The organism is Pseudomonas mosselii (assembly GCF_005796105.1).
Lineage (GTDB): Bacteria > Pseudomonadota > Gammaproteobacteria > Pseudomonadales > Pseudomonadaceae > Aquipseudomonas > Aquipseudomonas mosselii_C.
Genome location: NZ_VAUO01000001.1, coordinates 341,054 through 363,907, shown reverse-complemented (window position 1 = coordinate 363,907; position 22,854 = coordinate 341,054). Strand labels below are relative to the sequence as shown.

General features: G+C 61.8%; 22 protein-coding genes and 2 pseudogenes. 10 read left to right on the top strand and 14 right to left on the bottom strand.

From position 1 onward, the window contains the following. Positions 1-110 precede the first annotated feature (110 nt). From FEM01_RS24120 to FEM01_RS01685, 11 genes are all read right to left on the bottom strand, one after another. Positions 111-251, bottom strand: coding sequence for a hypothetical protein (locus tag FEM01_RS24120; RefSeq protein WP_171030887.1), 141 nt, complete (start codon positions 249-251; stop codon positions 111-113). Positions 252-516: 265 nt separating this feature from the next. Beyond that, entirely contained in the window at positions 517-1,059 is a 543-nt protein-coding gene (locus FEM01_RS01730) for a cytochrome b (RefSeq protein ID WP_138217564.1), read from the bottom strand. 150 nt (positions 1,060-1,209) lie between these two features. Further along, positions 1,210-2,574: a sensor histidine kinase gene (locus FEM01_RS01725; RefSeq protein ID WP_138217563.1), complete on the bottom strand. Its 1,365-nt coding sequence runs from the start codon at positions 2,572-2,574 to the stop codon at positions 1,210-1,212. Then, on the bottom strand, positions 2,571-3,233 hold the full coding sequence (locus tag FEM01_RS01720; RefSeq protein ID WP_138217562.1) for a response regulator: 663 nt from the start codon (positions 3,231-3,233) through the stop codon (positions 2,571-2,573). Before FEM01_RS01720 ends, FEM01_RS01725 begins: the two co-directional genes overlap by 4 nt. A 2-nt stretch (positions 3,234-3,235) precedes the next feature. Then, positions 3,236-3,877, bottom strand: a complete 642-nt coding sequence (locus tag FEM01_RS01715; RefSeq protein ID WP_138217561.1) for a tetratricopeptide repeat protein — start codon at positions 3,875-3,877, stop codon at positions 3,236-3,238. Then, positions 3,874-4,680 carry an SDR family oxidoreductase gene (locus tag FEM01_RS01710; RefSeq protein WP_138217560.1) on the bottom strand — a complete coding sequence of 269 codons (807 nt, stop codon included), beginning with the start codon at positions 4,678-4,680 and terminating at the stop codon, positions 3,874-3,876. The genes FEM01_RS01715 and FEM01_RS01710 overlap by 4 nt, the downstream gene beginning before the upstream one ends. Beyond that, positions 4,667-5,347 (bottom strand): TenA family transcriptional regulator, encoded by a 681-nt coding sequence (locus FEM01_RS01705; RefSeq protein ID WP_138217559.1) that lies wholly within the window; start codon positions 5,345-5,347, stop codon positions 4,667-4,669. Before FEM01_RS01705 ends, FEM01_RS01710 begins: the two co-directional genes overlap by 14 nt. An 8-nt stretch (positions 5,348-5,355) precedes the next feature. Then, positions 5,356-6,819 carry an AMP-binding protein gene (locus FEM01_RS01700; RefSeq protein WP_138217558.1) on the bottom strand — a complete coding sequence of 488 codons (1,464 nt, stop codon included), beginning with the start codon at positions 6,817-6,819 and terminating at the stop codon, positions 5,356-5,358. Further along, positions 6,809-7,486: a thermostable hemolysin gene (locus tag FEM01_RS01695; RefSeq protein WP_138217557.1), complete on the bottom strand. Its 678-nt coding sequence runs from the start codon at positions 7,484-7,486 to the stop codon at positions 6,809-6,811. The genes FEM01_RS01700 and FEM01_RS01695 overlap by 11 nt, the downstream gene beginning before the upstream one ends. A 126-nt stretch (positions 7,487-7,612) precedes the next feature. Further along, positions 7,613-8,734 carry an HD-GYP domain-containing protein gene (locus tag FEM01_RS01690; RefSeq protein ID WP_138217556.1) on the bottom strand — a complete coding sequence of 374 codons (1,122 nt, stop codon included), beginning with the start codon at positions 8,732-8,734 and terminating at the stop codon, positions 7,613-7,615. Beyond that, positions 8,724-11,585, bottom strand: a complete 2,862-nt coding sequence (locus tag FEM01_RS01685) for a sensor histidine kinase (protein ID WP_138217555.1) — start codon at positions 11,583-11,585, stop codon at positions 8,724-8,726. Before FEM01_RS01685 ends, FEM01_RS01690 begins: the two co-directional genes overlap by 11 nt. Before the next feature lie 489 nt (positions 11,586-12,074). Here FEM01_RS01685 and FEM01_RS24575 point away from each other — a divergent pair. The 3 genes and pseudogenes from FEM01_RS24575 to FEM01_RS01675 form a co-directional block, all read left to right on the top strand. Further along, positions 12,075-12,392, top strand: a pseudogene (locus FEM01_RS24575) (PAS domain-containing protein); the annotation flags it as partial. 135 nt (positions 12,393-12,527) lie between these two features. Beyond that, the gene (locus FEM01_RS01680; RefSeq protein WP_431188549.1) at positions 12,528-13,640 is read left to right on the top strand and encodes a methyl-accepting chemotaxis protein; all 1,113 of its coding nucleotides are present in this window, start codon (positions 12,528-12,530) and stop codon (positions 13,638-13,640) included. A gap of 32 nt (positions 13,641-13,672) precedes the next feature. Then, a complete protein-coding gene (locus FEM01_RS01675) occupies positions 13,673-14,635 on the top strand; it encodes a chemotaxis protein CheV (RefSeq protein ID WP_138217553.1) in 963 nt (320 codons plus the stop codon). A gap of 28 nt (positions 14,636-14,663) precedes the next feature. Here the strand turns inward: FEM01_RS01675 and FEM01_RS01670 are convergent, their stop codons facing one another. Beyond that, positions 14,664-15,551: a MerR family transcriptional regulator gene (locus FEM01_RS01670; RefSeq protein ID WP_138217552.1), complete on the bottom strand. Its 888-nt coding sequence runs from the start codon at positions 15,549-15,551 to the stop codon at positions 14,664-14,666. A 153-nt stretch (positions 15,552-15,704) separates the two neighbouring features. Here FEM01_RS01670 and FEM01_RS01665 point away from each other — a divergent pair, with 153 nt between their 5' ends. From FEM01_RS01665 to FEM01_RS01635, 7 genes are all read left to right on the top strand, one after another. Then, positions 15,705-16,154, top strand: coding sequence for a PAS domain S-box protein (locus FEM01_RS01665; RefSeq protein ID WP_138217551.1), 450 nt, complete (start codon positions 15,705-15,707; stop codon positions 16,152-16,154). A gap of 98 nt (positions 16,155-16,252) precedes the next feature. Then, a complete protein-coding gene (locus FEM01_RS01660) occupies positions 16,253-16,675 on the top strand; it encodes a nuclear transport factor 2 family protein (RefSeq protein WP_138217550.1) in 423 nt (140 codons plus the stop codon). Beyond that, entirely contained in the window at positions 16,672-17,424 is a 753-nt protein-coding gene (locus FEM01_RS01655) for an SDR family NAD(P)-dependent oxidoreductase (RefSeq protein WP_138217549.1), read from the top strand. Before FEM01_RS01660 ends, FEM01_RS01655 begins: the two co-directional genes overlap by 4 nt. 6 nt (positions 17,425-17,430) lie before the next feature. After that, positions 17,431-18,678 (top strand): NAD(P)/FAD-dependent oxidoreductase, encoded by a 1,248-nt coding sequence (locus tag FEM01_RS01650; RefSeq protein ID WP_138217548.1) that lies wholly within the window; start codon positions 17,431-17,433, stop codon positions 18,676-18,678. After that, positions 18,675-19,484 carry a DUF1365 domain-containing protein gene (locus tag FEM01_RS01645; protein ID WP_138217547.1) on the top strand — a complete coding sequence of 270 codons (810 nt, stop codon included), beginning with the start codon at positions 18,675-18,677 and terminating at the stop codon, positions 19,482-19,484. Before FEM01_RS01650 ends, FEM01_RS01645 begins: the two co-directional genes overlap by 4 nt. Further along, positions 19,459-20,721 (top strand): SAM-dependent methyltransferase, encoded by a 1,263-nt coding sequence (locus tag FEM01_RS01640; protein WP_138218153.1) that lies wholly within the window; start codon positions 19,459-19,461, stop codon positions 20,719-20,721. Before FEM01_RS01645 ends, FEM01_RS01640 begins: the two co-directional genes overlap by 26 nt. Continuing rightward, the gene (locus FEM01_RS01635) at positions 20,721-21,209 is read left to right on the top strand and encodes a DUF2878 family protein (protein ID WP_138217546.1); all 489 of its coding nucleotides are present in this window, start codon (positions 20,721-20,723) and stop codon (positions 21,207-21,209) included. The genes FEM01_RS01640 and FEM01_RS01635 overlap by 1 nt, the downstream gene beginning before the upstream one ends. Here FEM01_RS01635 and FEM01_RS24545 read toward each other — a convergent pair. Together FEM01_RS24545 and FEM01_RS01625 are read right to left on the bottom strand one after the other, a co-directional pair. Continuing rightward, positions 21,207-21,329: pseudogene (locus FEM01_RS24545) on the bottom strand (DUF2256 domain-containing protein); the annotation flags it as partial. The gene FEM01_RS01635 and the pseudogene FEM01_RS24545 overlap by 3 nt on opposite strands. Next, positions 21,326-22,852 (bottom strand): cryptochrome/photolyase family protein, encoded by a 1,527-nt coding sequence (locus FEM01_RS01625; protein WP_138217544.1) that lies wholly within the window; start codon positions 22,850-22,852, stop codon positions 21,326-21,328. The pseudogene FEM01_RS24545 and the gene FEM01_RS01625, both read right to left, overlap by 4 nt. Between the last annotated feature and the right edge of the window lie 2 nt (positions 22,853-22,854).

Below are 22,854 nucleotides of genomic sequence, written 5' to 3'. Positions count from 1 at the left end.
CATCGCCGCCCAAACAGCAGGTATTACCGAGACATGACACACATTCAGGGCACCTCAGAGACGCAGCATGGCCTGCCGCTCAGACTAGCGCTGGGCCGCAGGCCGTCGGCTCAACGCATCAAGATCGCGTGACTGCGCTCGATGCTCGGCACCGCGCCTTGATCGCGTCGGGACGCCAGCCATGCGCGCATTCGTGGGGTATCGAAGATCTGCCCCTGCTCCATCATCATCAGAATGAGCGCCTGAGACATGCGATACGATCCACACTGCGCACAGCAGCGCGCCTCCCATCCACTGGCGCAATCGATAGACTCGGCCTGTCCGGCACAAATCAGACAACTCATGCAAACCCCCTTTTGTTTTTGTTCAGCGTAGGGACGGCAGAAACCACAACAAGCGTGCCGCTCGCTTAGGTGAGATTTCCAGACGCTGAGTAAATTCCCTGGACGTTCGCTGTGCCTTGCTAGCGGCACACACGTCGCCTGGGTGGGGGGGTATCAGCCTTAGGCTCGCGGCTTATCGCCCCGGCAGCATGCGTTTGAGGGTGTTGTCCTTGAGCAGGTAGTGATGGGCCAGTCCTGCACACGCATGCAGGCCGATCAGTGCGTAGCCGGCATTGCCAAGCAACTCATGCCAGTCCTTGAGCGTGCGGGCCAACGCAGGATCGACAGGCAGCGGCGAAGGCACCACGATCTCCCAGTACGGCAATGGCTTACCTGCCGCGCCCAACATCAGCCAGGCCAACAGCGGCGTCACGATCATCAGCCCATACAAGGCCAGGTGGGTAACACTGGCCAACGCAGTTTGCCAGGTGGGCGGCGCGGGGAGAATAGGCGGACGCGGGCTGAGCCGGCCAATCAGGCGTACCCAAACCAGTACGAACACGGCGATACCCAACAGCGCATGAAAGCCCAGCAACGGGCTCTTCAGCGCATGTCCCCTGGGCAACGCCCCGCGCAATTCGATGCACGCATAAATACCAATGAACAGGATGACCATGCTCCAGTGCATGATGATCGATAGCCGACCATAGCGGTCAAGCGTTGAATCGCGCTTCATATCCATGACCTCGAACGATAAAGGGTATGTCCGTTGCCCCTGGCGCGATGCGAACGCCCTGCTTGGCAACCGGACAGCGCCAAGTTGCCTGTTCAAGCTTAAGGAAGTCTGAAGTGATCCGCGTGAAGGCGCGGCCACTCAAAGGCGGCATCACGCCACGGGGAACAACAGCGTGGCGGCTAAGCCGCCGCTGGCTCGGTTGTCCAGGCGCACCTGCCCGCCCAGCCGGTCGACGATGGTGGCGACGATGGACAGCCCAAGACCTGCCCCGTTCGGGCTGTTACGGCTGTAGAAGCGTTCGAACACGCGTGACAGGCTCGCTTCATCGATACCCGGCCCCTCATCTTCGACGACCAGTTCGACGTGATCCGCCAAGCGCCGCAACGAAACGGTTATGCGGCCCCCTGGCGGCGAGTGCTCTACCGCATTGGACACCAGATTCTGCAACGCGATGCCCAAGGCACCGGCGTCGATGTCCAGGTGATGCTCGCCTTGGCCAATATCCAGCGACGGCTCCAGGCCTCGGTCCAGGATCCAGGGTGTCAGGTCGGCCAAGGTGTCAGTGACCAATTCGGCGAGATCCACCGGAGCACTGGCACGCTGGCCCAATTTAGGCTCGACCCGCGCCAGGGTCAGCAGTTGGTTGACCACCCGGGTGAGTCGGTCGACCCCGCCCATGAGGAAGCCCAGCGCTTTATGGCGCTCCGCATCGTTGCTGGCCTCCAGTGCGTTTTGCGCATGCAGGCGCAGCACCGCCAACGGCGTGCGCATTTCGTGCGCGGCATCGGCGATGAAGCGATGTTCACGCCGCAGCAGGTCCTCGATCTGTGCCAGCAAGCGATTGATCGCAGCCTGCATCGGTTCGAGTTCCGAGGGCAGTGGCACCAACTGCAGCGGTTCAAGTGAATCGGCGTGACGCTTGCGGATGACCGTGGCCATGTTCTGAAGCGGCCGCAGCCCCCAGCCAATTGCCGCCCAGACCAGCAGCGCCAAGGCCAAGCTGCCGAGCAGGAACGGCAACAGGGTATGCCGAACGATGCGGTCGATCAGGTCGTAGCGCACATCGTCACGCTCGCCCACCCAGATGACCCAATGTTTTTCTGGCACCGGCAAGACGAAACCACGCCATTGCTCGTTGTCGCTGATGAAGTCGTAGAAACCTGGAGACGTGGGGGGCGGGTCGAGGGTCGGCGCGCTGGGTGTATGAACCAGGCGCCCCACGCCGTCCTGCCAGACCTGAAAGGCCAGCTTGCTTTCGTAGGGATGCCCGACCTGATGCCGGCCGGCCTTGCCAAGCGCCTCGTTGAAGGCCTGGTACAGGGCCTGACGCGAGCCTTCCTGCACCGGCATGCTCATCACCCCCTGCAGCAGGCGGGCATTCTGCGCCAGGTGCGCGTCATACACCTCGTTAATTTCGCGGCGGCTGTCGTGGTAGTTGTAGAGCGCCAGCAGGCCGGTGCCGAGCAACAATAACAACATCACTCGCCAGAGTGTGCGTTGGCGCAGCGAACTCATGCTTTGGCCTCGACTAGGTAACCAATGCCGCGTACCGTGCGAATCAGGCCATTGAACAGCTTCTTGCGCAGGTGATAGATGTTCACTTCAAGCGTATTGCTCTCGGGTTCTTCGTCCCAGCCATACAGCAGCTGGGTCAGCCGCTCACGGGTGAACACCTTGCCAGGTTGCGCCAGCAATTCGTGCAGCAGCACGTACTCTTTCGGGGTCAATACGACCTCTACCCCCTGGTAGCGCACCTGCTGGGTAGCGGGATCGAGGCTGACCCCGGCATGTTCGATCAACACCTTGGCGCGCCCTGCGCTGCGCCTCAACAGTGCACGCAAGCGCGCCTTGAGTTCGTTGAGATCGAAGGGTTTGACCAAGTAATCGTCAGCACCGGCATCCAGGCCGGTGATGCGATCTTCCAGCGCATCCCGCGCGGTGAGGATCAGCACCGGCAGCGTATCGCCGCCGGCGCGTACGCGCCGGAGCAGTTCGATGCCATCCAGACGTGGTAGCCCCAGGTCGAGAATCACAAGATCGAAGGTTTCATGCTGCAGGGCATGCAAACCACTGACGCCGTCGCGTAACCAGTCGAGGGTATAGCCTTGCTGACGCAAGCCATCGCAGATCCCTTCACCCAGCGCAAGGTCATCCTCAACCAGCAGTAGCCGCATATTCAGTCCTGTTTGTCCTTGATCGCCTTGAGTAACGCATCGATATCGCTGCGCCGTCCCTGGTCCGCCAGCTCGCGCCCCGGACGGGGCGCTGCCTGCAAGGCTTTTTGCAAGGCAACCGTCGCCTCAGGGTAACGCTTCTGGCGGTACAGATGATCCGCCCAGAAGTAATTGCTGTCGATACCATTGGGGTTGATCTGCAAGGCTTTACGTAGCAAGGCATCAGCTTTGTCGCTGTCGCCGAAGCCGATCGGCCAGCCAGGCACCTGGTCGTAGAGGGTGCCCAGGCTGGTGTAGGCCGAGCCTTGCAGGGCGTTGGGGTCCAGTTCGATAGCCTGCTCCAGACTGGCTTTGGCCGCCTTGACTTTGCCCAAGGCGCCGATGCCGCCGATGGCTCCGGCCCAACTGCTGTTGATGATACCTTCCCAAATCAACGGTTCGGCAGCACCGGGGTTGCGATGAACGAATGCAGTGGCATCACCGGCCAACTGCTCGAAGGCGTCGGCGCGTTTTTCCTTGGGCAACTGGTACTGGATGTGCGCCCAGCGCTGCTGCAGGTCGGTCAACTGCTGTGTACCTGCCGGGTCCAGCGCCCAGCTCAACGGGGCGAATGCCAGCAGGCTGGAGATGAGCAGACGCTTCATTTGATCGACTCCTTGGGGTGGCTACCGATGTAACGACGAATGACAGGCAGTTGCTTGCGCAGCGCGCGATCGACCACGCTGGGTAACATCCCATTGATGCGCACGAAGAGTTTCTCTGGCCACCCGAGGTACAGCTCGCTGCGCTCGGACTGCACCGCCTCAAGTACCGCACGGGCGACATCTGCCGGGTCGTCCATACCCACTTTCAAGGCTTGATTGAGTGCCGTCGCAGCACTGCTGTTCATGCCCGTGCGGGTCGCCCGAGGGGCGGCATACAAGACATTGACCGAGGTGTCGGCCAGCTCGCGTCGCAGCGCTTCGGAAAACCCGCGCAGGGCGAACTTGCTCGCACAATAGGTGGCGTAGCCCGGATAGCCGATCGAGCCATAGGTGGACCCGACATTGACCACCAGGGCCTTGGGTTGGGCGCGCAGCAATGGCAGGCAGGCGCGTGTCAATTGCAGTGGAGCCTTGAGGTTGATGTCGAGCAGCTCGTCGAGCGCGTGCTCGTCCAATTGATCGAGCAAGGCAAAGCGATTCACCCCAGCGGCGTTGATCAGTACGTTGACATTGCCCATCTCGCGGGCCCGACCGACAACCAGATCGCGTCCCTCCTGGCTGCGCAGGTCGGCCTCTTGCCAACGCAGCCGATCCGGGTAGCGCTTGATCAGGCTGCCCAGCTCGCCCACGCGCCGACTCACCGCCAGTACCTGGGCGCCGGCAGCGCAGAGCTGCTCGGCCAACTCAAGGCCGATGCCCCCGCTGGCGCCGGTGAGGACTACCACCGATTCAGGCAAGCGCATGACGCACCTCTCGCTGTCCGGCACGTGGCAAACCCTGGAACATGTCGGTGTACAAGCGATAGACCACCTTCGCGGCATGGATGACCGCCTGTTGATCCTCGGTCTCGTCGAGACGGTCCATCAGTTGCTTGTAGGTCACCATATGGTCCTGATCGAGTGCACCATGCGAAGTGAGGTAACTGAACGCCTGTGCAGGCAGGCCCAGCGTGCTCTGGAGGGTGCCCGCGGCCTGGGTGGCCAGGGCAATGCTGGTGCCTTCGAGTACGTTGACCATGCCGAACAGCCCAACCGGGTTACCACGGGCGATCAAATCGTAGAGGTAGGACACCATCAGCTCGATCGACATCGACGGGCGACCATCACGTACCGCCTCCCAATCGCCGCCACAGGCCCTGATGTCGTTGAGGATCCACTGCTCGTGGCCGTATTCCTCCTCGATGTATTCGCACACCGCGCCGCGCAGCCACTCCAGCCGCGACGGCAAGCGCGCGCCACACGCCATCATCAGCGGCACGGTATGGCGCACGTGGTAGTAGGCCTGGGTCAGGAAGGCGACATAGCTGTCCAGGCTGACCTGGCCAGCCAGGGCTTCACGGATCACCGGCACGCCGAACAAGGCCTGCCGCTCTTGGAGGGTCTGGGTTTGCAGCGTGTCAAAAAAGGACATGGTAAACCTCACAACGAGATGTCGGATAACAAGGAGTGGTAGCGCTGCAAGATCGCCTCGCGTCGCGGGCGGCCGTTGGCAGTCAGGGTGTCGTCAAGCGCATTTAGCGGCGCTGGCAAACGCCGCCAGGTGTGTACCTGGGCGTAATCGGGCAGTTGTGCGTTGCACTGCTGCACGGCCTGCTCGATCGCCTCGTCGCTGACGCTGGGGTCCAGCGGCCAGAGCAGTGCCAGGTTGTGCGGCATGGCTTCGCCATGTACGAAGGCCTGGGCGATGACGCCGCGCTGGGTGAGTTCGGCCTCGACCCACTCCGGGTTGACGTTGCGCCCGAAGCTGGTGATGAACTGGTGCTTCTTGCGCCCATCGAGATACAGATAGCCCTCCTCGTCCAGATGGCCGAGATCGCCCGTTGCCCACCAGGACTGGGTCACCGGGGCGTCTTCCAGGTATCCAAGCAGTGTCGAGCCCGCCACCAGCACCTCGCCATCCTCGGCGATGCGCACTTGTACATGCGGCAAAGGCTTGCCGACACTACCAGGGCGCACGGCACCGGGACGGTTCAGCGCTACCACGGAGGCGCATTCGGATAGGCCGTAGCCCTCGAACACCGGTAAACCCACCGCAGCAGCCCGCGCCAGCAGGCTTGGCGATACCCGCGCACCGCCCACCGCCACGAAACGCAAGGGGCCTACGCGCATCAGTCCGCGCTCGATGGCGATGACCAGTCCCATCAGCAGTTGCGGCACCAGGATCAGGCTCTGCGCACCGCTCAGGGCGATCGCACCCAGCAGCCGCTTGAAGTCCACCTGGCTTGCGCCGTTCATGCCCAATTGCTGTTGCGGGTAAAGCTGCACGCAGGCCCCAGCCATGAGTGCAGCGTACACCCCCAGATTCTCCAGCAGCACGCCCAACGGCAGCACCGCCAGGTACTGCTGGGGTTCGGTCGGCCGGCTGGCGGCCTCCAACTCACGGGCGACCCGCAGCATCGCCTCAGCACTGAGGCAGACACCTTTAGGGCTCGCGGTACTGCCCGAGGTGTAGGTGATCTTGGCTGTGCCCTCGGGCAATCGAGCGCCAGTCGCGCCCTTGCGCAACCAGAACTCACCTTGCTGAACAAACCCTTGGGTAACCAGCTGCGACGTCCATTGCGCCGCACACAGCACGGTCGATGCGCCGCTTTGTGCAAGGCAGTGCTCGAACTGCGCAGCACTGAAAAATGACGGCACGATCACGCACGCGCGCTCGGCGAACAACGCAGCCAGGTCCCAGAACAACACGTCAGGGCCATTGTCCAGCGCCAGGACCAAGGCACCCGCCGGCTGCCGACTCAGCAGCTGGGCGCGCAGCCCCACCTCACCGAGTAGCTGCCGATAGGTGTAGCTGTGCGTCTGCCCTTTCACCGCCACGGCCCCCGCATGGTCGGCAGCGTAGTGCATGAGCAGTTCCCGAAAACGTTCCAATTCATGCGGCATGACCAGCCTCCTCGACCAGCACAGGTAAACCCAGGCGTTGAAACACGCCGGACCGAGCAAGGGCGGCGAAGCCATAGCCGATGTTTCCGGCGAATACTTGGGGGCGTTGCTCGTAGTAAGTCCCCCACTCATCTACCTGCCCTTGCAAACGTCGTGGATCTGCCACGGCCAACACCGTGGGCGTCAACCCCAGCCGTTGGAAGCTGTTGATCAATGTCGCAGCGCCAGTGAAGGCCACCCACTCGAAGCCGCGAGTGGCCAGCAGCCAGGTCACCGCGATGATCATGATCCGAGCACTGCCGGCACTGAGCGACGCCAGGTTGCCCACCTCGACCAGGCATGCGCGCTCCAGCGGGGCGCCGGCAATTTGCGCGACAGCGGTTTCCAAGGGTGCGTCAAGGTAGCGTTCGAGAAACAACGGGCCTTGGTTGGCTGGCCGCATCCCAGCGGCGGCGATCAGCCGACCGTGGCTGTCATGCAGGGCCAGCAGTTCGGGTAGATAGTGCTGCACATCCGCTTGGTGCACGGTGGCGAAGCAGGTGTGGATGAAGTGCTCCAGATCTGCGCGTGAAGTCTGCCCCGCCAGATGAAGCGAAAGCTGCGCGCGGTGGTCGGCATGGCTACCGATCGGCAGCGGGAGCAGGCTGCTCCATTGAGACTCGGTCATGAAACTCCCCCCAATTGGGTTCGACGGGGGAATTATCGAGGCCGAATCTGAATAGAATCTGAAGTGGCGCCTTCGACGTTAGGCGTACAAGAGTCACGTTCGACGCTGCACGCCTGTGCGGGGCTGTCAGGCCCCGGCGATGCGGCTCTGCCCTTGCGGATGCGGCGCTTGCTGGTCAGCGGGCAGGCCATGCGCCTTCTGGGGTTGTTCGAAATACTGCTCGATTTGCTCGAAACAGCCCTGGATGACCTGGACCAGCTGCGGGTCAAAGTGCAGCCCTGCCTGCTCCAGGATAAAGGTTTGGGCGCGCTGCGCGCTCCAACTGGGCTTGTAGGGGCGTGGCATGCGCAGAGCGTCATACACATCGCAAAGCGCCACGATGCGGGCTTCAAGAGGGATTTGCTCGCCAGACAGCCCACGCGGGTAGCCCGTGCCATCCCATTTTTCGTGATGGCAGTAGGCGATTTGCGCCGCCATTTCGGTCAACTCATCCATCGCGCCATCGTGCAGGATGCTGTAACCGATTTCGGGATGGCCCATGATCACCTGACGCTCTTGCGCGGTAAGGACCCCCTCCTTGAGCAGGATGTGGTCGGCAATCCCGATCTTGCCCAGGTCATGCATCGGCGCAGCCATTCTCAAGCGCTCGCACCAGGCCGCCGGCTGCCCCATCGCCCGCGCGATCAACGCCGAGGCGTCGCCGATGCGCTGAATGTGCTCACCGGTCTCGTTATCCCGATAGCTCGCAGCTCTGCCCAAGGCACGAATCGCCGCACGGTAGCTTTCCTGCAACTGCACGGTGCGTTGCAGCACCTGCAACTCAAGGTCCAGGTTGGTCTGCTGCAGGCGACGCGTCGCCTGCGCCAAGCGCAGGCAGTTGCGCACCCTGAGCACCAGTTCCGGCAGATCGAGCGGCTTGGGCAGGTAGTCGTTGGCCCCCAGTTCCAGCCCGCGACGTCGGCTGGCCGCGTCGGTCAACGCGGTGAGAATGATCACCGGCTGGCGCGACCGGTCGCGTCCACTGAGCTGTTCGAGTATCTGAAAGCCATTGGGCTCTGGCATGTCCAAGTCCAGCAGCAGCAAATCCCAAGGCTTTTCAGTCAGCCACTGCAAGCCTTCTGCGGAGTCTGAAAAACACACCACATCGGAAAGTCCGAAGGCTTTCAGGCTCGAACTGAGCAAGCGTACGTTCGCAGCGACGTCATCGATCACGACAATGCGTACATCATCTGGGATATCAGTGAACATTCGTCGGCTCCTGTTCCAATAACGCGCTGAGCAATTGGGCAAGTTCTTCACGGCTCACAGGCTTGGCGAGCACGCCCTGGAATTCGATCCCCAGCGACGCCAGTTTGCGCGGCTCACTGCCAATCAGAATCAGTGACATCAGCTCTGCCCCGGCGGTACGACGGATCCGCCCCAGCAGGCTCAGGCGCTGCGGCTCATCCTCGTCACAATCAAGCAGCAGCACCTGCGGCGCGCCATACTCGCGGGCGCGGGCCAGGCACGCCTGCAACGTGCCGTGCTCGAAATGAACCTGCGGGGCCAGTAGCATGGGCACTTGCGTGACGATGTCGGCATCCGCACCGGCGTAGAATACGTTTGGATCGATTGCGTCCTCGGGGCTCTCCCACTGCGCAGCATCGAGCAATTCGATCCAGAAGCGGCTGCCCTCTGCGGGTACGCTGCGCAACCCCATCGACCCGCCCATCAGGCCAGCCAATTCGCGGCACAGAGCCAGGCCAATACCGGTGCCCTGAATCGATGTGTTTTCCTTGCCCAGGCGCTGGAAGGGCTCGAACAGCTCCGCTTGCAATTGAGGCTCGATGCCCATGCCCCCATCTTCGACATACAGCCGCACGACCCCCGGCAGCGCTTCGGCGCCGACCAGCAACTTGCCTTCGGGTCTGTTGTACTTGATGGCGTTGGACAGCAGGTTCAGCATGACCTGCCGCAAACGCCTGGGCTCCGAGCGCACCCACCATTGCGGCGGCACTGGGCAAAGGTGCAGTTTCAGTCCGGCGGCCTGGGCCTGAGCGGCCATCATCTCCGAACACTCCTCCAGCACGCTGGCGACCTGAACCGGTACAAGGCTGAGGTTCTGGGTTTCTGCTTGCAGGCTGGACCAGTCGAGCAGGTCATCCACCAGATTGGTCAGGTGGCTACTCGCAGCCAGAATCTCCTCGACCTGATCCTTGGCCACCGCATCCTGCACCTGCATATGCAGGAGCTGCCCAAAACCATGGATGGCGTTGAGTGGGGTGCGTAATTCATGGCTGATACTGGAAATGAAACGTGATTTGGCCTGGTTCGCGGCCTGCGCCTGATGGGTTCGCGCCTTGAGGTCCGCCTCGGCCAGCTTGAGCATGTCTATGTCTACAAGCGTGCCCAGTGCAGCCCGGGTGGTTTCGACCGAGACATCCAGCATACGACCTTGGCACAGTACCCACAGGGCATGGCCATCAGCTTGGTACATCCTCAGTTCCAACTCGATACGCTGGATACTGCCTGAGCGTAGGCTGTCGAGCACCTTCTGGAATTGCTGGGCGCTCGGCTCGTCAAGCCTTTCCAGAAAGGCTTCCCGGGTAATCTGCTGACCCGGCCAACCCAAGCGTTCGCACAAGCCGCCGTGCAGGCTCAGGCAATCATCATCCGGGTGATACTCCCACATACCCGAGGTAGGGTAGTCCATGATCTGCATCAACCGGCGCTGCGCCATGCGCCGATGCAGATCGCTGGTCGCCAGTTGCGCCCCCATGGTCAATACGTCGCCAGCCATTTCGTCCAGTTCCTGAATCTGCGACTCAGCGCGCTGTGGCTGCCAATGGCCACGACCGATCTCATTGAGCATGCCGCTGATATCGGCGATGGTCTTGCGCAGCCGCTCACTGAGCTTGCGCGAACGACTCCAGAGCACGCTGAAATAGCCCAGGTAGAAAACCACCAGGCCGGCGATCATGAGATAGCCAATGTCGCGGTAGTGCTCCGCCAAGGTATTGGTCGCGCTCATGACCATTTCCTTGTCGACCACCGCCAGCAGGTGCCACCCCGTGCTGCCAATAGCACTCCAGGCAATCAGGTGATCACGCCCCTTCAGGGCCAGTTGCGTATTGCCCGAGCCGGACGTGTTCAACTGATCAGCCAACTGACGTGTGTCGTCGCGCGCCCCCAGGTTGAAGTTCTGCGGTTTGAAGCGCTCACTGCTGATTTTGTTCTGGCTAGGGACTTGGACCAGTTCCTGCAAATCGAAATCGTGCTCGGCTTTTTCCGGCATGGCCATGATCGTCCCGTCGCGCCCGACAAGCAGCAGGTATCCATCCCAAGGGACTTTCAATTTTTCAAGCTGTGGCAATACTGCGCCGATGGTGACATCGATACCGACGACGCCTTCGAGAAAGTCCCCGGTATACACCGGGGCCACCGCCGACATCATCCACCCATGCCCTGCCGGATCCAGGTAGACGTCGGTCCAGCGTGTGCGGCGTTCCGGGTTATGCGCCGCATCCGCCAGGTAGTAGAAGTTGAATTCCGGGATGCGCATGTCCGGCGGGTACTGCTCATCAGTGCGGAACCAGGGGTAGATGCGGTTATAGCTGTCCCAACTGTTGAAATACAGGCTGGCGATGATAGGGTCATGGTTCTTGATTTCCATGAACAGCGGATCGAGCGTAGCGAGCCGGTTGACCTTGTCCAGGTCCTGACGATCCAGCGGCGTCGCGGCAGAGTAAAAAGAGGCTGAACCGCCCCGGTCCTGCGCGCTGAACCTGGCACCTTGGGCCGATACCGAGAGGTTTTCCACGGCCCCCTGGGCTGGCCCCTGCAAGGCCCGTTCGGTCAACCGCGCCAGCAGGCTCGCGGTATCGCCAATGTGGTCGAGCTGGTTCTGAATGATCAGCGCATTCTGCTCTGCGCTAGCGGCAAGGCTGTCGATAGCACTGCGATCCAGGTAACCCAATTGCGCGTCGCGGATCGCCTGATTGCTCAGCAGGTAGCAGCCGACCAATACGCTCTCGACCAAGATCAGAGGAATCAGCGCGCTGCGCATGAACGCCCGCCACATCCACTGCCGCAACAGGATTCGACTCACCGCTTTGCCCATTTCGCCTCCGTGCATGCCCGAGGACGGAACCAATAGCAGCACAAAGCCACTATTGCTTGTATAGCTCACCGCCCCGGAATACGAACTCCCTTCGTCGCTTCAGTCTAGAAAAATATCTGCCGTTGCCAAATAACCGTTTGGATGACGCGCAAGGGGGGCAAATAGCAATTAACTGCAAAACCAACGGCCTATCAGCAGCGTCCAAGTCGCAAGTGAAAATGACTCTCCTCTACCAGCCCTTAGCCGGCTAAACACTGACCCAGGTCAAGACTTCAAGCGGAAAACGCACATGTAACAAGATTTTGCTGCCAGCTCGATTGACATCAAAAAGCCACCAATTAGTCTGCAGATCATCACTGACCTGCATACAGGTGCCCTCGCCCAGACCAGCCCCCCCGAACGGCCTCGCAAAGACAGCAGGACGCGCGATTGAGCTAATGGACAGCCATTAAAGAACAATTGCCTACAGCGTTCACAGAGGTTTGCAGCATGCGAACTAATCTTCCGGTCACTCAAAAAGAACTCGAATTTTCGGCAGGCCAGCGCCTGATCTCCGCCACTGACTTGCACGGCAAACTCACCTACTGCAACGACGAGTTCGTGGCGGTAAGCGGCTACAGCCGCGAACAGTTGCTCGGCAGCCCGCACAACATCGTGCGTCATCCCGATATGCCCAGCGCGGTATTTGCCCACATGTGGTCCTACCTCAAGGAAGGCAAGAGCTGGATGGGGGTGGTGAAGAATCGCTGCTGCAATGGCGACCACTACTGGGTCAACGCCTATGTCACACCCATCTTCTCTCAGGGGGTCCTGACCGGCTATGAGTCGGTGCGGGTCAAGCCAGATCGAGATCAGGTCCAGCGTGCTGTCCAGTTATATGCCCGACTCAAGGACAACAAGCAGAGCCAACCGTTGCGCGAGCGCCTGGGGTTCTGGGTGCGCATGGTCCTGCCTCCGACCTTGGTCGCAGCTACCAGCGCCGGGGTCTTCGAATGGGCCGGTACGCTACCAGGCGCCCTCACGGCTGCCGTGGGGATGTTCGCGCTGCAAGGACTGGCCGAAGTGTTGGTGCGCAAGACCCTGAACACGATCCGCAGCGTCTCGGCTGGCAGTTTCGACAGTGAGTTGATCGCCCGCACTTATACCGACGAGCGCGGCATGGCTGGGCAACTGCAAATGATCCTGATCAGCGAGCAGGCCAAGATTCGCACCGCCCTGAGTCGCCTGGGCGATTTCGCCAACCAAACCGCAGCCCTCGCCACACAGAGCCAGTCACTTTCGCGTCAGTCGGAGCAAGCCCTGACCAAACAACGCGACGAAGCCGACATGGCGGCCACCGCGATGAACCAGATGGCGACCTCGATTGCCGAGGTGGCAGTGCACATCAATCACACCGCCAAGGCGGCCGATGAAGTGAACCTGCTGACTCAGACCGGCTCGCAGGAAGCGCAGAAGACCCGCCACGTGATCGAGAAGCTCGCCGAAACGGTCGAGGCAGTGAGCCATTCGGTCGAAGGGCTGGCCAACGAAACGCAAACCATACAGCAAGCGGCGAACATGATCCGCTCGATTGCCGAACAGACCAACTTGCTCGCGCTCAACGCGGCGATTGAGGCGGCACGAGCGGGTGAACAAGGCAGAGGTTTCGCGGTAGTGGCGGACGAAGTGCGCGCCTTGGCCTCCAAAACCCAGGAGTCTACCCAAACCATCCAGCGCATCATCCAGACCCTGCAAGAGGTGGCCAACCAAGCAGTGGCGGTGGCACGCCAGGGCAGCGGAGAAGCGGTCAGCGGCGTGGCTCAGGTAATCAGCACGCAACAAGCGTTGGATGGCATCAATACCGCCGTCGGCCGTATCCACGAAATGAGCCAGCAAATGGCCACGGCCTCCGAAGAGCAGGCGCACGTCGCGGAGGAAATTTCTCGGCAGATCACCAGCATCGCGCACGTCTCGGAGCAGAACGCCGACATCGCTGAAAACTCTTGCGATTTAGGCGCAGATCTCGAGAACACGGCCCATGCACTCAATGCCTTAGTCACCCGATTCAATGGCTGAACAGGCGCTCAGTTCGAGCAACGAGGTGAAAAATGGCTGGTCTATTGGAAACCGTCGACAGCCGCACGCAGCTGGCTGGCAAGAATCGCCTGGAATTGTTGCTGTTTCGCTTCGACGACAAGCAACGCTATGGCATCAACGTGTTCAAGGTGCGCGAAATTCTAAAGTGCCCGCCCTTGTCGCGCCTCCCAGGCGCCCATCCGGTGGTCTGCGGCGTGGCCAACGTCCGAGGCAGGTCGGTCTCGATCCTTGACCTCGCTCAAGCCACCGGACTGCCAGGGCTGCATGATCGTGAAACGGCCTTTGTGATCATCACCGAGTATAACGGTCGCACCCAGGGTTTCCTGGTCAGCGACGTCGAGCACATCGTCAACCTGAACTGGGAGGGGATTCACCCTCCACCTCGGGGCAGCGGACGCCACCATTATCTGACTGCGGTCACGCACGTGGACGGCGAGTTGGTTGAGATCATCGACGTGGAAAAGGTCCTCAACGAGGTGTCTCCGGTCTGCGAGCAACTCAGCGAAGGCACCCTCGATGCGGATATCTGCCAACAGGCCAGCCATTTCAAGGTGCTGATCGTGGATGATTCTTCGGTCGCTCGCCGGCAGGTCAGTCGCTGTCTGCAAGCCGTCGGTGTTCAAGTGCTGGCCTGTAACGACGGCAGCCAAGCCCTGTCGTTGCTGGAAACGATGCTGGCAGACGGCAAGCAGCCAACCCATGAGCTGTTGATGATGATTTCAGATATCGAAATGCCGGAAATGGACGGTTACACGCTGACGTCCGAGGTCCGCGCCAACCCACGCATGTCCAGCCTGCATATTGCGCTGCACACGTCCTTGTCCGGCGCCTTCAACGAAGCCATGGTAAGAAAGGTCGGCGCCGACGAGTTCCTTGCCAAGTTCCGTCCCGACGCCTTGGCGGGGCTGGTGACAAACCGCATCCGACAGTTTGCGCTACATGCCTCAGCGCCGCCGCCCCAGGCGCCGAGTTGAGACGCGCGGGCATGGTGAGTGCCAGCGATCAAAGGTCCAACGTGCCACTGAGCAACGCGCTGAGCAGGCGTGCAACATTAGCACTGTCCTCGTCCAGCAGGTGCAGCGGGATGCCTTCGAAGGCCACGTGCGAGTCGCCCAGCCCGTGGCCAATCACTGCAAGCGGACAGGCGATTTCCATCTGCAGTGAACGCAGGCACTTGGTCAACGCCACACTCACCGGTGCCTGCACACGTATCACCAACGCCGCAGGCTCAATCGCGGCACACAGTAAAGGCAGCTCTTCCAACGGCTGATCGCAGCCAAGAACATCGATACGTTGCTGCTCGCCACTGAGTAGCAGACCGGTACACAGTAGCGGAAATTCGGCGCGCCCCTGGGCGCCGGCCAGCAGGACCCGCGGCGAATGCACCTGGTTCATCTGCAAACGCATCAGCAAGCGGGCCCGCAAGAACGTATCGAGAAACGACCATTGACTGCGCTGGCCCGGCGCAGCCCCTGTGGCCAGGTCATGCCACACCGGTAACAGTACATCACGTAGCACGGTGCGCTTGGGCAGGAGGGTGAACAACTGGCCATGCACCGCCTCCAGGGCCTGTGCATCGAAAGCCTTGGCGGCGCTCGCCAGGGCGCTGCGCCACTCATCGAAGGCAGAAGACGGCTGGACAGATACATCGGGCTGGCCTGCCAGCCGGTCGCCGACTTTACTGATAGGCACACCCTTGCCAGTCCAGTGCAGGATGTCGTTAATACGCTGGACATCCTGCGCCGTGTACAGCCGATGGCCGCCCTCGGTGCGCTGGGGGTGGATCAATCCATGGCGGCGCTCCCAGGCACGCAAGGTCACCGGGTTGATGCCGGTCAGGTTGACCACATCGCGCATGGGGAGCAGATCGGGTTGAGGAGCGTCAGTCATCGCAAGCGGGTATCCAGGAGGTCAGACATTCTAAACCCATATCCGGCTTCTGCGGCGAGCCTGCTTGGGTCATCATGCAGCAAACGATGCCGATGCCTTCCAGGCAGACGCTAAACTGCGCATCACGCATACGAAACGCCTGAAGGTGGGCCCATGATCAACGCGAAACTCCTGCAACTGATGGTCGAGCACTCGAACGATGGCATCGTCGTCGCCGAGCAGGAAGGCAAGGACAGCATCCTGATTTACGTGAATCCCGCCTTCGAACGCCTGACCGGTTACTACGCCGACGACATCCTCTATCAAGACTGCCGCTTCCTTCAAGGCGAGCATCATGACCAAGAGGCCCTTCAAACCATCCGCGAGGCGATCCGCGCAGGCAGCCCCTGCCGCCAGGTGCTGCGTAACTACCGCAAGGACGGAAGCCTGTTCTGGAACGAGCTGTCCATCGCGCCCGTGCGCAATGAAGCAGACCAGCTAACCTACTACATCGGTATCCAGCGCGACGTCACGGCGCAGGTGTGCGCCGAGCAGCGGGTCCGCGAGCTGGAGGCTGAAGTGGCCCAACTGCGCCTGCGCCTAGCTGAGGCCGAGACCCGCTAATACCTATACAAGAAATTATTTCTGTATAGATTATTTCGTGGGCTTCAGCTATACCTGTACAACACATCACTTTTGTACAGGATTGGCGGGAGTCCAGCATGTCAGCCTATCTACAGGAATTCGCCGAACGCTTCGCCCGCCTGGATGCCGCCAATCTCGGCGTGCTGGAGCACCTGTATAGCGAAGATGTGACCTTTCGCGACCCGCTGCATCGCATCCAGGGGTTGCCAGCGCTCAGCGCCTATTTCAAGCAGTTGTACGCCAACGCCCAAGACATTCGCTACGAGTTCTCCAGTGCCGACGAGGTGCGTCCTGGGCAAGGTTACCTGCGCTGGACGTTGCAGTTTCGTCATCCACGCCTGGCGCGCGGTCAGCCGATCGCCGTGCAAGGGTGCAGCGTCTTGCATTGGCGCGAGCGCGTACATTTTCATCAGGACTATTTCGACGCCGGAGCCCTGCTTTACGAGCACATCCCCATCATGGGTCGGGCTATCGGCTGGCTCAAAGGCAGGCTGGCATGAGCCGCTGTTGGTTGACCGGCGCCAGTAGCGGGATCGGTGCCGCACTCGCACAACTGCTCTTGGAGCAAGGCCATAAGGTGGCCTTGGGCGGTCGCCATGCTGATCGCCTCGCACCGCTGGCCGAGCGCTTTCCAGGGCAAGCGCTGCTGGCGCTAGGCGACCTTGACGATCCCAAGCAGGTCGCGGCGATCACCGCCCAGATCGAGCAGGCCTGGGGTGGCTTGGATATGGCCATTCTCAACGCCGGCACCTGTGAGTACCTGGAGCCCGGGCATTTCGACCCGGCGCTGGTGGAGCGCGTGATGCGCACCAACCTGCTGGGCCTGAGCTACTGCCTGGCGGCGGCGCTGCCCCTGCTGCGCGCCGGCCAACGCCCTCATCTGGTGGTGATGGGCAGCTCGGTGACCTGGCTGGCGCTACCCCGCGCCGGCGCCTATGGAGCCTCCAAGGCCGCAGTGCGCTATCTGATCGAGTCACAGCGAATCGACCTCGCGCATGAAGGCATCGCGACCACCCTGGTCAGCCCAGGCTTCGTCGACACCCCGCTGACGCGTCGCAACGACTTTCCCATGCCCCAGTTGTGGACCGCGCAGCGTGCCGCCCGACATATCGCCAAGCGCTTGCCCCGGCGTCCGCTGGAAATCAACTTCCCAGGTCTTTTCACCTGGGTACTGCGCCTGCTTGGTGCACTGCCGGCGCGCTGGCGTCTGGCACTGGGCCAACGCCTCGCCCGTCATGAACAGGAATGATGATCCATGCGTATAGCAATAATCGGCAGTGGCATCGCGGGATTGACCTGCGCCCACCTGCTGTCACGCAAACATGAAGTGACAGTCTTCGAAGCCGAGCAGTGGGTCGGGGGCCACACGCACACCCTCGATGTGGACTGGAAAGGCAAGCACTATGCCATCGACACCGGCTTCATCGTTTTTAACGACTGGACCTACCCGAATTTCATCCGCTTGCTCGATACGCTCGGTGTCGCCTCGCAGCCCACTGAAATGAGCTTTTCGGTGCATGATCCGATCACCGGACTGGAATACAACGGCCATGACCTGAACACCCTGTTCGCCCAGCGTCGCAACTTGGTGTCACCGGGTTTCTGGGGGATGCTCCGAGACATCCTGCGTTTCAACCGTCAGGCACTGGCCGACCTGGACCACCAACGTATCGACGCCAGCACGACCCTGGGCGCTTATCTGCAGCACCAGCGTTACGGGCAACGGTTCATCGACCACTACATTGTGCCCATGGGCTCGGCGATCTGGTCGATGTCCCGGGCAGACATGCTGCAATTCCCCCTCGCATTCTTCGTGCGTTTCTGCCGCAACCATGGCTTGCTATCGGTCAATCAGCGCCCTCAGTGGCGCGTCATCGAAGGCGGTTCGCGCAGCTATGTCGCGCCCTTGTGCCAACCGTTCGCCGAGCGTATCCGCTTGAACTGCAAGGTCTACCGCGTCAGCCGCGACGAAGGTGGCGTGACCCTCGCGAGCGCAGCCGGCACCGAACGCTTCGACAACGTGGTGTTCGCCTGCCACAGCGACCAGGCACTGGCATTACTGGAAGCCCCGACGCAGCAGGAGCGAGCGGTCCTCGGCGCCATCGGCTACGCCGACAACGATGTGGTGCTGCACACCGATACCCGGCTGCTGCCTCGTCGCAAAAGCGCCTGGGCCAGCTGGAACTACCGCCTGGGCGGCCCGGAGCAGGCGCCCGCCGCACTGACCTACAACATGAATATCCTGCAAGGCATCGACGCACCGGCGACGTTCTGCGTGAGCCTCAACCAAACCGCGCTGATAGACCCCATGCAGGTCATTGCGCGCTTTCAGTACGCCCATCCGCAGTACAGCCTTGCAGCGACCGCCGCACAGGCCTGCCAGGCCCACCTGCAAGGCCAGCACCACAGTTACTTCTGTGGTGCCTACTGGGGCAACGGTTTTCATGAGGATGGGGTGGTCAGTGCATTGAAGGTGGCTGCGTATTTCGGAGAACAACTGTGAACTCCAGCCTCTGCCTGGGATGGATCAGCCACCGTCGGCTGACACCGCGACCCCATGCGTTTCGCTATCGGATCGGTATGTTCTACCTGGATCTGGACGAACAAGCCGGGTTCATACGGCTGTCACGCTGGCTCGGGCGCTGGCGCCTGGGGCCGCTGTGCTGGCGTGAGCGCGACTACCTACCAGCACACACAGGCCATGGCGCGTCACTGGCCGAGGCCGCGCGCACGCTGGTCGGGCAAGCCACCGGGCACGTGCCTGACGGGCCGGTACGCCTTCTCACGCAACTGCGTTGCTGGGGACTCTCGTTCAACCCGGTGAGCTTCTACTTCTGCCATGAGCGCGACGGGCGCCTGGCGGCGGTCCTGATGGAGGTGCGCAACACCCCCTGGCGTGAGCGCTTTCACTATGTCCTGCCGGTGGACGATGCACCTGACAGGCTGTTCACGGTCGCCAAGGCCTTTCACGTGTCACCGTTCATGCCGCTGGAAATGGACTACCACCTGCGTTTTTCCCTGGACACCGAGCATGTGCGCATCCACCTGCAGAACTGGCAGCACGGACGCAAGGTATTCGAGGCCGACCTCGCCTTGCGCCGCCAACCCTTGGATAGCGCCGCGCTGCGGCGTTATGTCATGACCTTCCCGTGGATGAGTCTACGGACTGTCTCAGCCATTTACTGGCAAGCGCTACGCCTGTTACTCAAACGCACGCCCGTGCATGACCATACTGCCAGCCAGGGCTCCCTGGCGCTCGGCCAACCTTGCGAGGACCCTGATGATGTCGAATCCTACCCTGAGCGTTAGCAAGTTCGCAGGCCTTGCGCCCCTGCTCGGCGGGTTGGCACGAAGCGCCGTGCTCGCCCAGTTGGGCAAGCTGCGTCACGGTCACCTGCGCCTGCTCTGCCACGGGCAGCAATGGAGTTTCGGCGATGTCCAAAGCCCGTTGCAGGCTGAGGTGGAGGTTCTCGATGAAGCCACCTGGAGCCTGATCGCCGGCAACGGCTCGATCGGTGCGGGTGAAGCGTACATACACGGCTATTGGCGCAGCCCTGACCTTGCGCTGGTGACTCGGGTGTTCGTTGCCAACCTCGAGGTACTCGATGCGCTCGAAGGCGGCCTGGCCCGCCTCGGCCGCCCTGCCCTACGCCTGCTGCATCGGCTCAACCGCAACGACAAGCGCGGTGCGCGGCGCAACATACTGGCCCACTACGACCTGGGCAACGACTTGTTCGAGCGGTTGCTCGACCCCACCATGATGTACTCGGCCGCCCAGTTCGAGCACCCTGGACAGACACTGGAACAGGCCCAGTTGAACAAGCTCGAGCGCATCTGCCAGAAGCTCGAACTGCGCTCAGAGGATCACCTGCTGGAAATCGGCAGCGGCTGGGGTAGTCTGGCCATCCATGCCGCCACCCACTACGGCTGCAAGGTCACGACCACGACGCTCTCGGAGGCGCAGTACAGCCATACACGCAAGCGCGTCCAGGCCCTGGGCCTGGAACAGCGCATCAACGTGCTTCGCGAGGACTATCGCGACCTTGAAGGGCAGTTCGACAAACTGGTGTCGATCGAGATGATCGAGGCGGTCGGCCATCGTTACCTGCCCGTGTATTTCCGCCAGTGCGCCTCGCTGCTCAAACCGGAAGGCCTGATGCTGTTGCAGGCGATCACCATCCGCGACCAGCGCTATGAACAGGCGCGGCGCTCGGTCGACTTCATCCAACGCTACATTTTCCCCGGCGGCGCACTGCCATCGGTGAGCGTCTTGCTCGACACTGCCAGCCGACACACGCCACTGAACCTTGTGCACATGGAAGATTTTGGCCTGGACTACGCCCTCACCCTGCGCCATTGGCGCGACAACTTGCGGCAGGCACGCACAGCACTGACGGAACTGGGCTACGACGACCTGTTCCAGCGCCTGTGGGAGTTCTACCTGTGCTACTGCCAAGCGGGCTTCGAAGAGCGCACCATCGGCGTCGCACACTTACTGCTGGCAGCGCCGCTGGCGCGGCGTGAGCCCTTGCCTGGCAGTGCCTGATGTCAAGACCTTGGCTGATTGCCAACGCCATCTGGCTACAAGCCGGCTGGTGGATCTGCGTGCTGGGTAGCGAGCGGCCCTGGTTATTGTTGCTGGTGATTGCAGGCGTGCTGATCCACTTGAGCCTGTGCGCGAACAGCCTGGCCGAAGCCAAGGCGTTATTGCGCGTGACCCTGGCCGGATGCGCGCTCGATAGCGCGCTGGGTGTGCTGGGGGTGTTCGAGTTCGACGTACGCCCCCTGCCCCTGTGGCTCGCGTTGCTATGGGCAGTGCTGGCAAGCGGCATGCGCCACAGCCTGGCATGGGTCGCCAAGGACTGGCGGCTCGCTGCATTGCTCGGCGCGCTAGGCGGCCCACTGGCTTATCTGGGCGGTGCGCGGCTGGCAGAGGTGGGGTTGCCGTTAGGTGCGCTTGGTACCGGCCTGCTGCTCATGCCGCTCTGGGCACTTGCCCTGCCATTGCTCTTGCGCCTGGCGGCGTGGCGCTGACCGGCGGCATCGCTCGGAGCAGTAACGTACCTGCTCCCAACAGCGCTCCCAGCGCTTGCGCCAGTTGAATGGCCGGCCACACACCACGCACAACTTGCTTGGCAAAAAGCATTTTTTCATAGCGCCTGCCCAGCATCGAGTTGCGCCAGCAAGGCCTCACCACGCTGCCAAACCGCATCACGGCGGCCGACCGCCATACTCTCGAGGCTTCGATAGACAAGCGCCAGACGCGGGTTAGCCGACAGCAAGCGGCGATGGCGGATAAGGAAGTGCCAGTACAAGGCGTTGAAGGGGCAGGCATCCTCCTCGACCACGCGGTCAACCCGATAACTGCACGCCTTGCAGTGATCGGACATGCGCTGGATGTAACGACCACTGGCGCAGTAGGGTTTGGACCCCAGGTAGCCGCCGTCGGCATGCATCACCATGCCAAGCGTGTTAGGCAGCTCGACCCAGTCGAAAGCGTCCATGTACACCGCCAAGTACCATTGGCAAATCTCTCGAGGCACGATACCGGCCAGCAAGGCGAAGTTGCCCGTGACCATCAGCCGCTGGATATGGTGTGCGTAGCCCAACTGCAGGGTCTGTCCGATCGCTTGCGCCATGCAGCGCATGCGGGTCTGCCCAGTCCAGTAGAATTCAGGCAACCCGCGCTGGTTGCCCAGGTAATTGAGACCGGCATAATCCGGCATGCGCAGCCAATAGATGCCACGCACATATTCGCGCCAGCCGATCAATTGTCGAATGAAGCCCTCGGCGGCATTGAGCGGCACCCGCCCCTCACGCCAAGCGCTATCAACGTCATCACACAGGCGCCGCACATCCAACAGGCCAATATTCAGCGCCGCGCTGATCCGAGCGTGGAACAGGTAGGGCTCGCCCTCCGCCATCGCGTCCTGATAATCACCGAAAGCCGCCAGGCCGAAATCCAGAAAGTGTTGCCACAGCTGCTGCGCCTCGGCAGCTGTCACGGGGTAGTCGAAGCCATCGACGGCCCCGTAATGATCGCTAAAGCGCTGACGCACCAGCGCGATCACTGCGCGGGTGATCTCGTCCGGCTCAAAATGCGCAGGGAACGGGCCACGCATCTGCTTTGGCAATGCCTTGCGGTTGTCGCCGTCGAAGTTCCACGCGCCACCGGCTGGAGTCCCGTCGGGCTCCATCAGCAAGCCGCTGCGCTTGCGCATGCCTCGGTAGAAGTGCTCCATGCGTAGTTGCTTGCGCCCCTCGGCCCAACGCGCGAACGCTTCGCGCGAGCACAGAAAACGCGTGTCGCGGTGCCATACCAGGGGTAATTGGGCCTCGCGCAGGGCCTGCTCAAGACGCCACTCACCGCACTCGGTTACGTGGATATCGGTGGCGCCCAAGGCATGTTGCCAACGGCGTAACTCGCCGACCAGGCTGGCGCTGTTAGCGCGCGCATCGAGTTCCACATAATGCACCTGCCACCCGCGCTCACGCAGTTGCTGGGCGAAATGCCGCATGGCGCTGAAGATCAATACGATCTTCAGCGGATGATGCGGCACATAGCTGGCCTCCTCCTGCACTTCAGCCATCAGCAGCGCATCGCGCGCCGGATCGAGTGCTGCCAGGCTTGCAAGGTCGAACGACAGCTGGTCACCCAATACCAGTCCCAGACGCATCG

Bases quoted from the DNA above. Each gene is read 5' to 3' on its own strand.
- FEM01_RS01685 (WP_138217555.1), bottom strand. From the start codon at position 11,585: ATGGGCAAAGCGGTGAGTCGAATCCTGTTGCGGCAGTGGATGTGGCGG.
- FEM01_RS01640 (WP_138218153.1), top strand. From the start codon at position 19,459: ATGTCGAATCCTACCCTGAGCGTTAGCAAGTTCGCAGGCCTTGCGCCC.
- FEM01_RS01715 (WP_138217561.1), bottom strand. From the start codon at position 3,877: ATGAAGCGTCTGCTCATCTCCAGCCTGCTGGCATTCGCCCCGTTGAGC.
- FEM01_RS01660 (WP_138217550.1), top strand. From the start codon at position 16,253: ATGTCAGCCTATCTACAGGAATTCGCCGAACGCTTCGCCCGCCTGGAT.
- FEM01_RS01705 (WP_138217559.1), bottom strand. From the start codon at position 5,347: ATGTCCTTTTTTGACACGCTGCAAACCCAGACCCTCCAAGAGCGGCAG.
- FEM01_RS01670 (WP_138217552.1), bottom strand. From the start codon at position 15,551: ATGACTGACGCTCCTCAACCCGATCTGCTCCCCATGCGCGATGTGGTC.
- FEM01_RS01655 (WP_138217549.1), top strand. From the start codon at position 16,672: ATGAGCCGCTGTTGGTTGACCGGCGCCAGTAGCGGGATCGGTGCCGCA.
- FEM01_RS01675 (WP_138217553.1), top strand. From the start codon at position 13,673: ATGGCTGGTCTATTGGAAACCGTCGACAGCCGCACGCAGCTGGCTGGC.
- FEM01_RS01700 (WP_138217558.1), bottom strand. From the start codon at position 6,819: ATGCCGCATGAATTGGAACGTTTTCGGGAACTGCTCATGCACTACGCT.
- FEM01_RS01730 (WP_138217564.1), bottom strand. From the start codon at position 1,059: ATGAAGCGCGATTCAACGCTTGACCGCTATGGTCGGCTATCGATCATC.
- FEM01_RS01625 (WP_138217544.1), bottom strand. From the start codon at position 22,852: ATGCGTCTGGGACTGGTATTGGGTGACCAGCTGTCGTTCGACCTTGCA.
- FEM01_RS01710 (WP_138217560.1), bottom strand. From the start codon at position 4,680: ATGCGCTTGCCTGAATCGGTGGTAGTCCTCACCGGCGCCAGCGGGGGC.
- FEM01_RS01720 (WP_138217562.1), bottom strand. From the start codon at position 3,233: ATGCGGCTACTGCTGGTTGAGGATGACCTTGCGCTGGGTGAAGGGATC.
- FEM01_RS01725 (WP_138217563.1), bottom strand. From the start codon at position 2,574: ATGAGTTCGCTGCGCCAACGCACACTCTGGCGAGTGATGTTGTTATTG.
- FEM01_RS01635 (WP_138217546.1), top strand. From the start codon at position 20,721: ATGTCAAGACCTTGGCTGATTGCCAACGCCATCTGGCTACAAGCCGGC.
- FEM01_RS01695 (WP_138217557.1), bottom strand. From the start codon at position 7,486: ATGACCGAGTCTCAATGGAGCAGCCTGCTCCCGCTGCCGATCGGTAGC.
- FEM01_RS01690 (WP_138217556.1), bottom strand. From the start codon at position 8,734: ATGTTCACTGATATCCCAGATGATGTACGCATTGTCGTGATCGATGAC.
- FEM01_RS01665 (WP_138217551.1), top strand. From the start codon at position 15,705: ATGATCAACGCGAAACTCCTGCAACTGATGGTCGAGCACTCGAACGAT.
- FEM01_RS01650 (WP_138217548.1), top strand. From the start codon at position 17,431: ATGCGTATAGCAATAATCGGCAGTGGCATCGCGGGATTGACCTGCGCC.
- FEM01_RS01680 (WP_431188549.1), top strand. From the start codon at position 12,528: ATGGTCCTGCCTCCGACCTTGGTCGCAGCTACCAGCGCCGGGGTCTTC.
- FEM01_RS24120 (WP_171030887.1), bottom strand. From the start codon at position 251: ATGTCTCAGGCGCTCATTCTGATGATGATGGAGCAGGGGCAGATCTTC.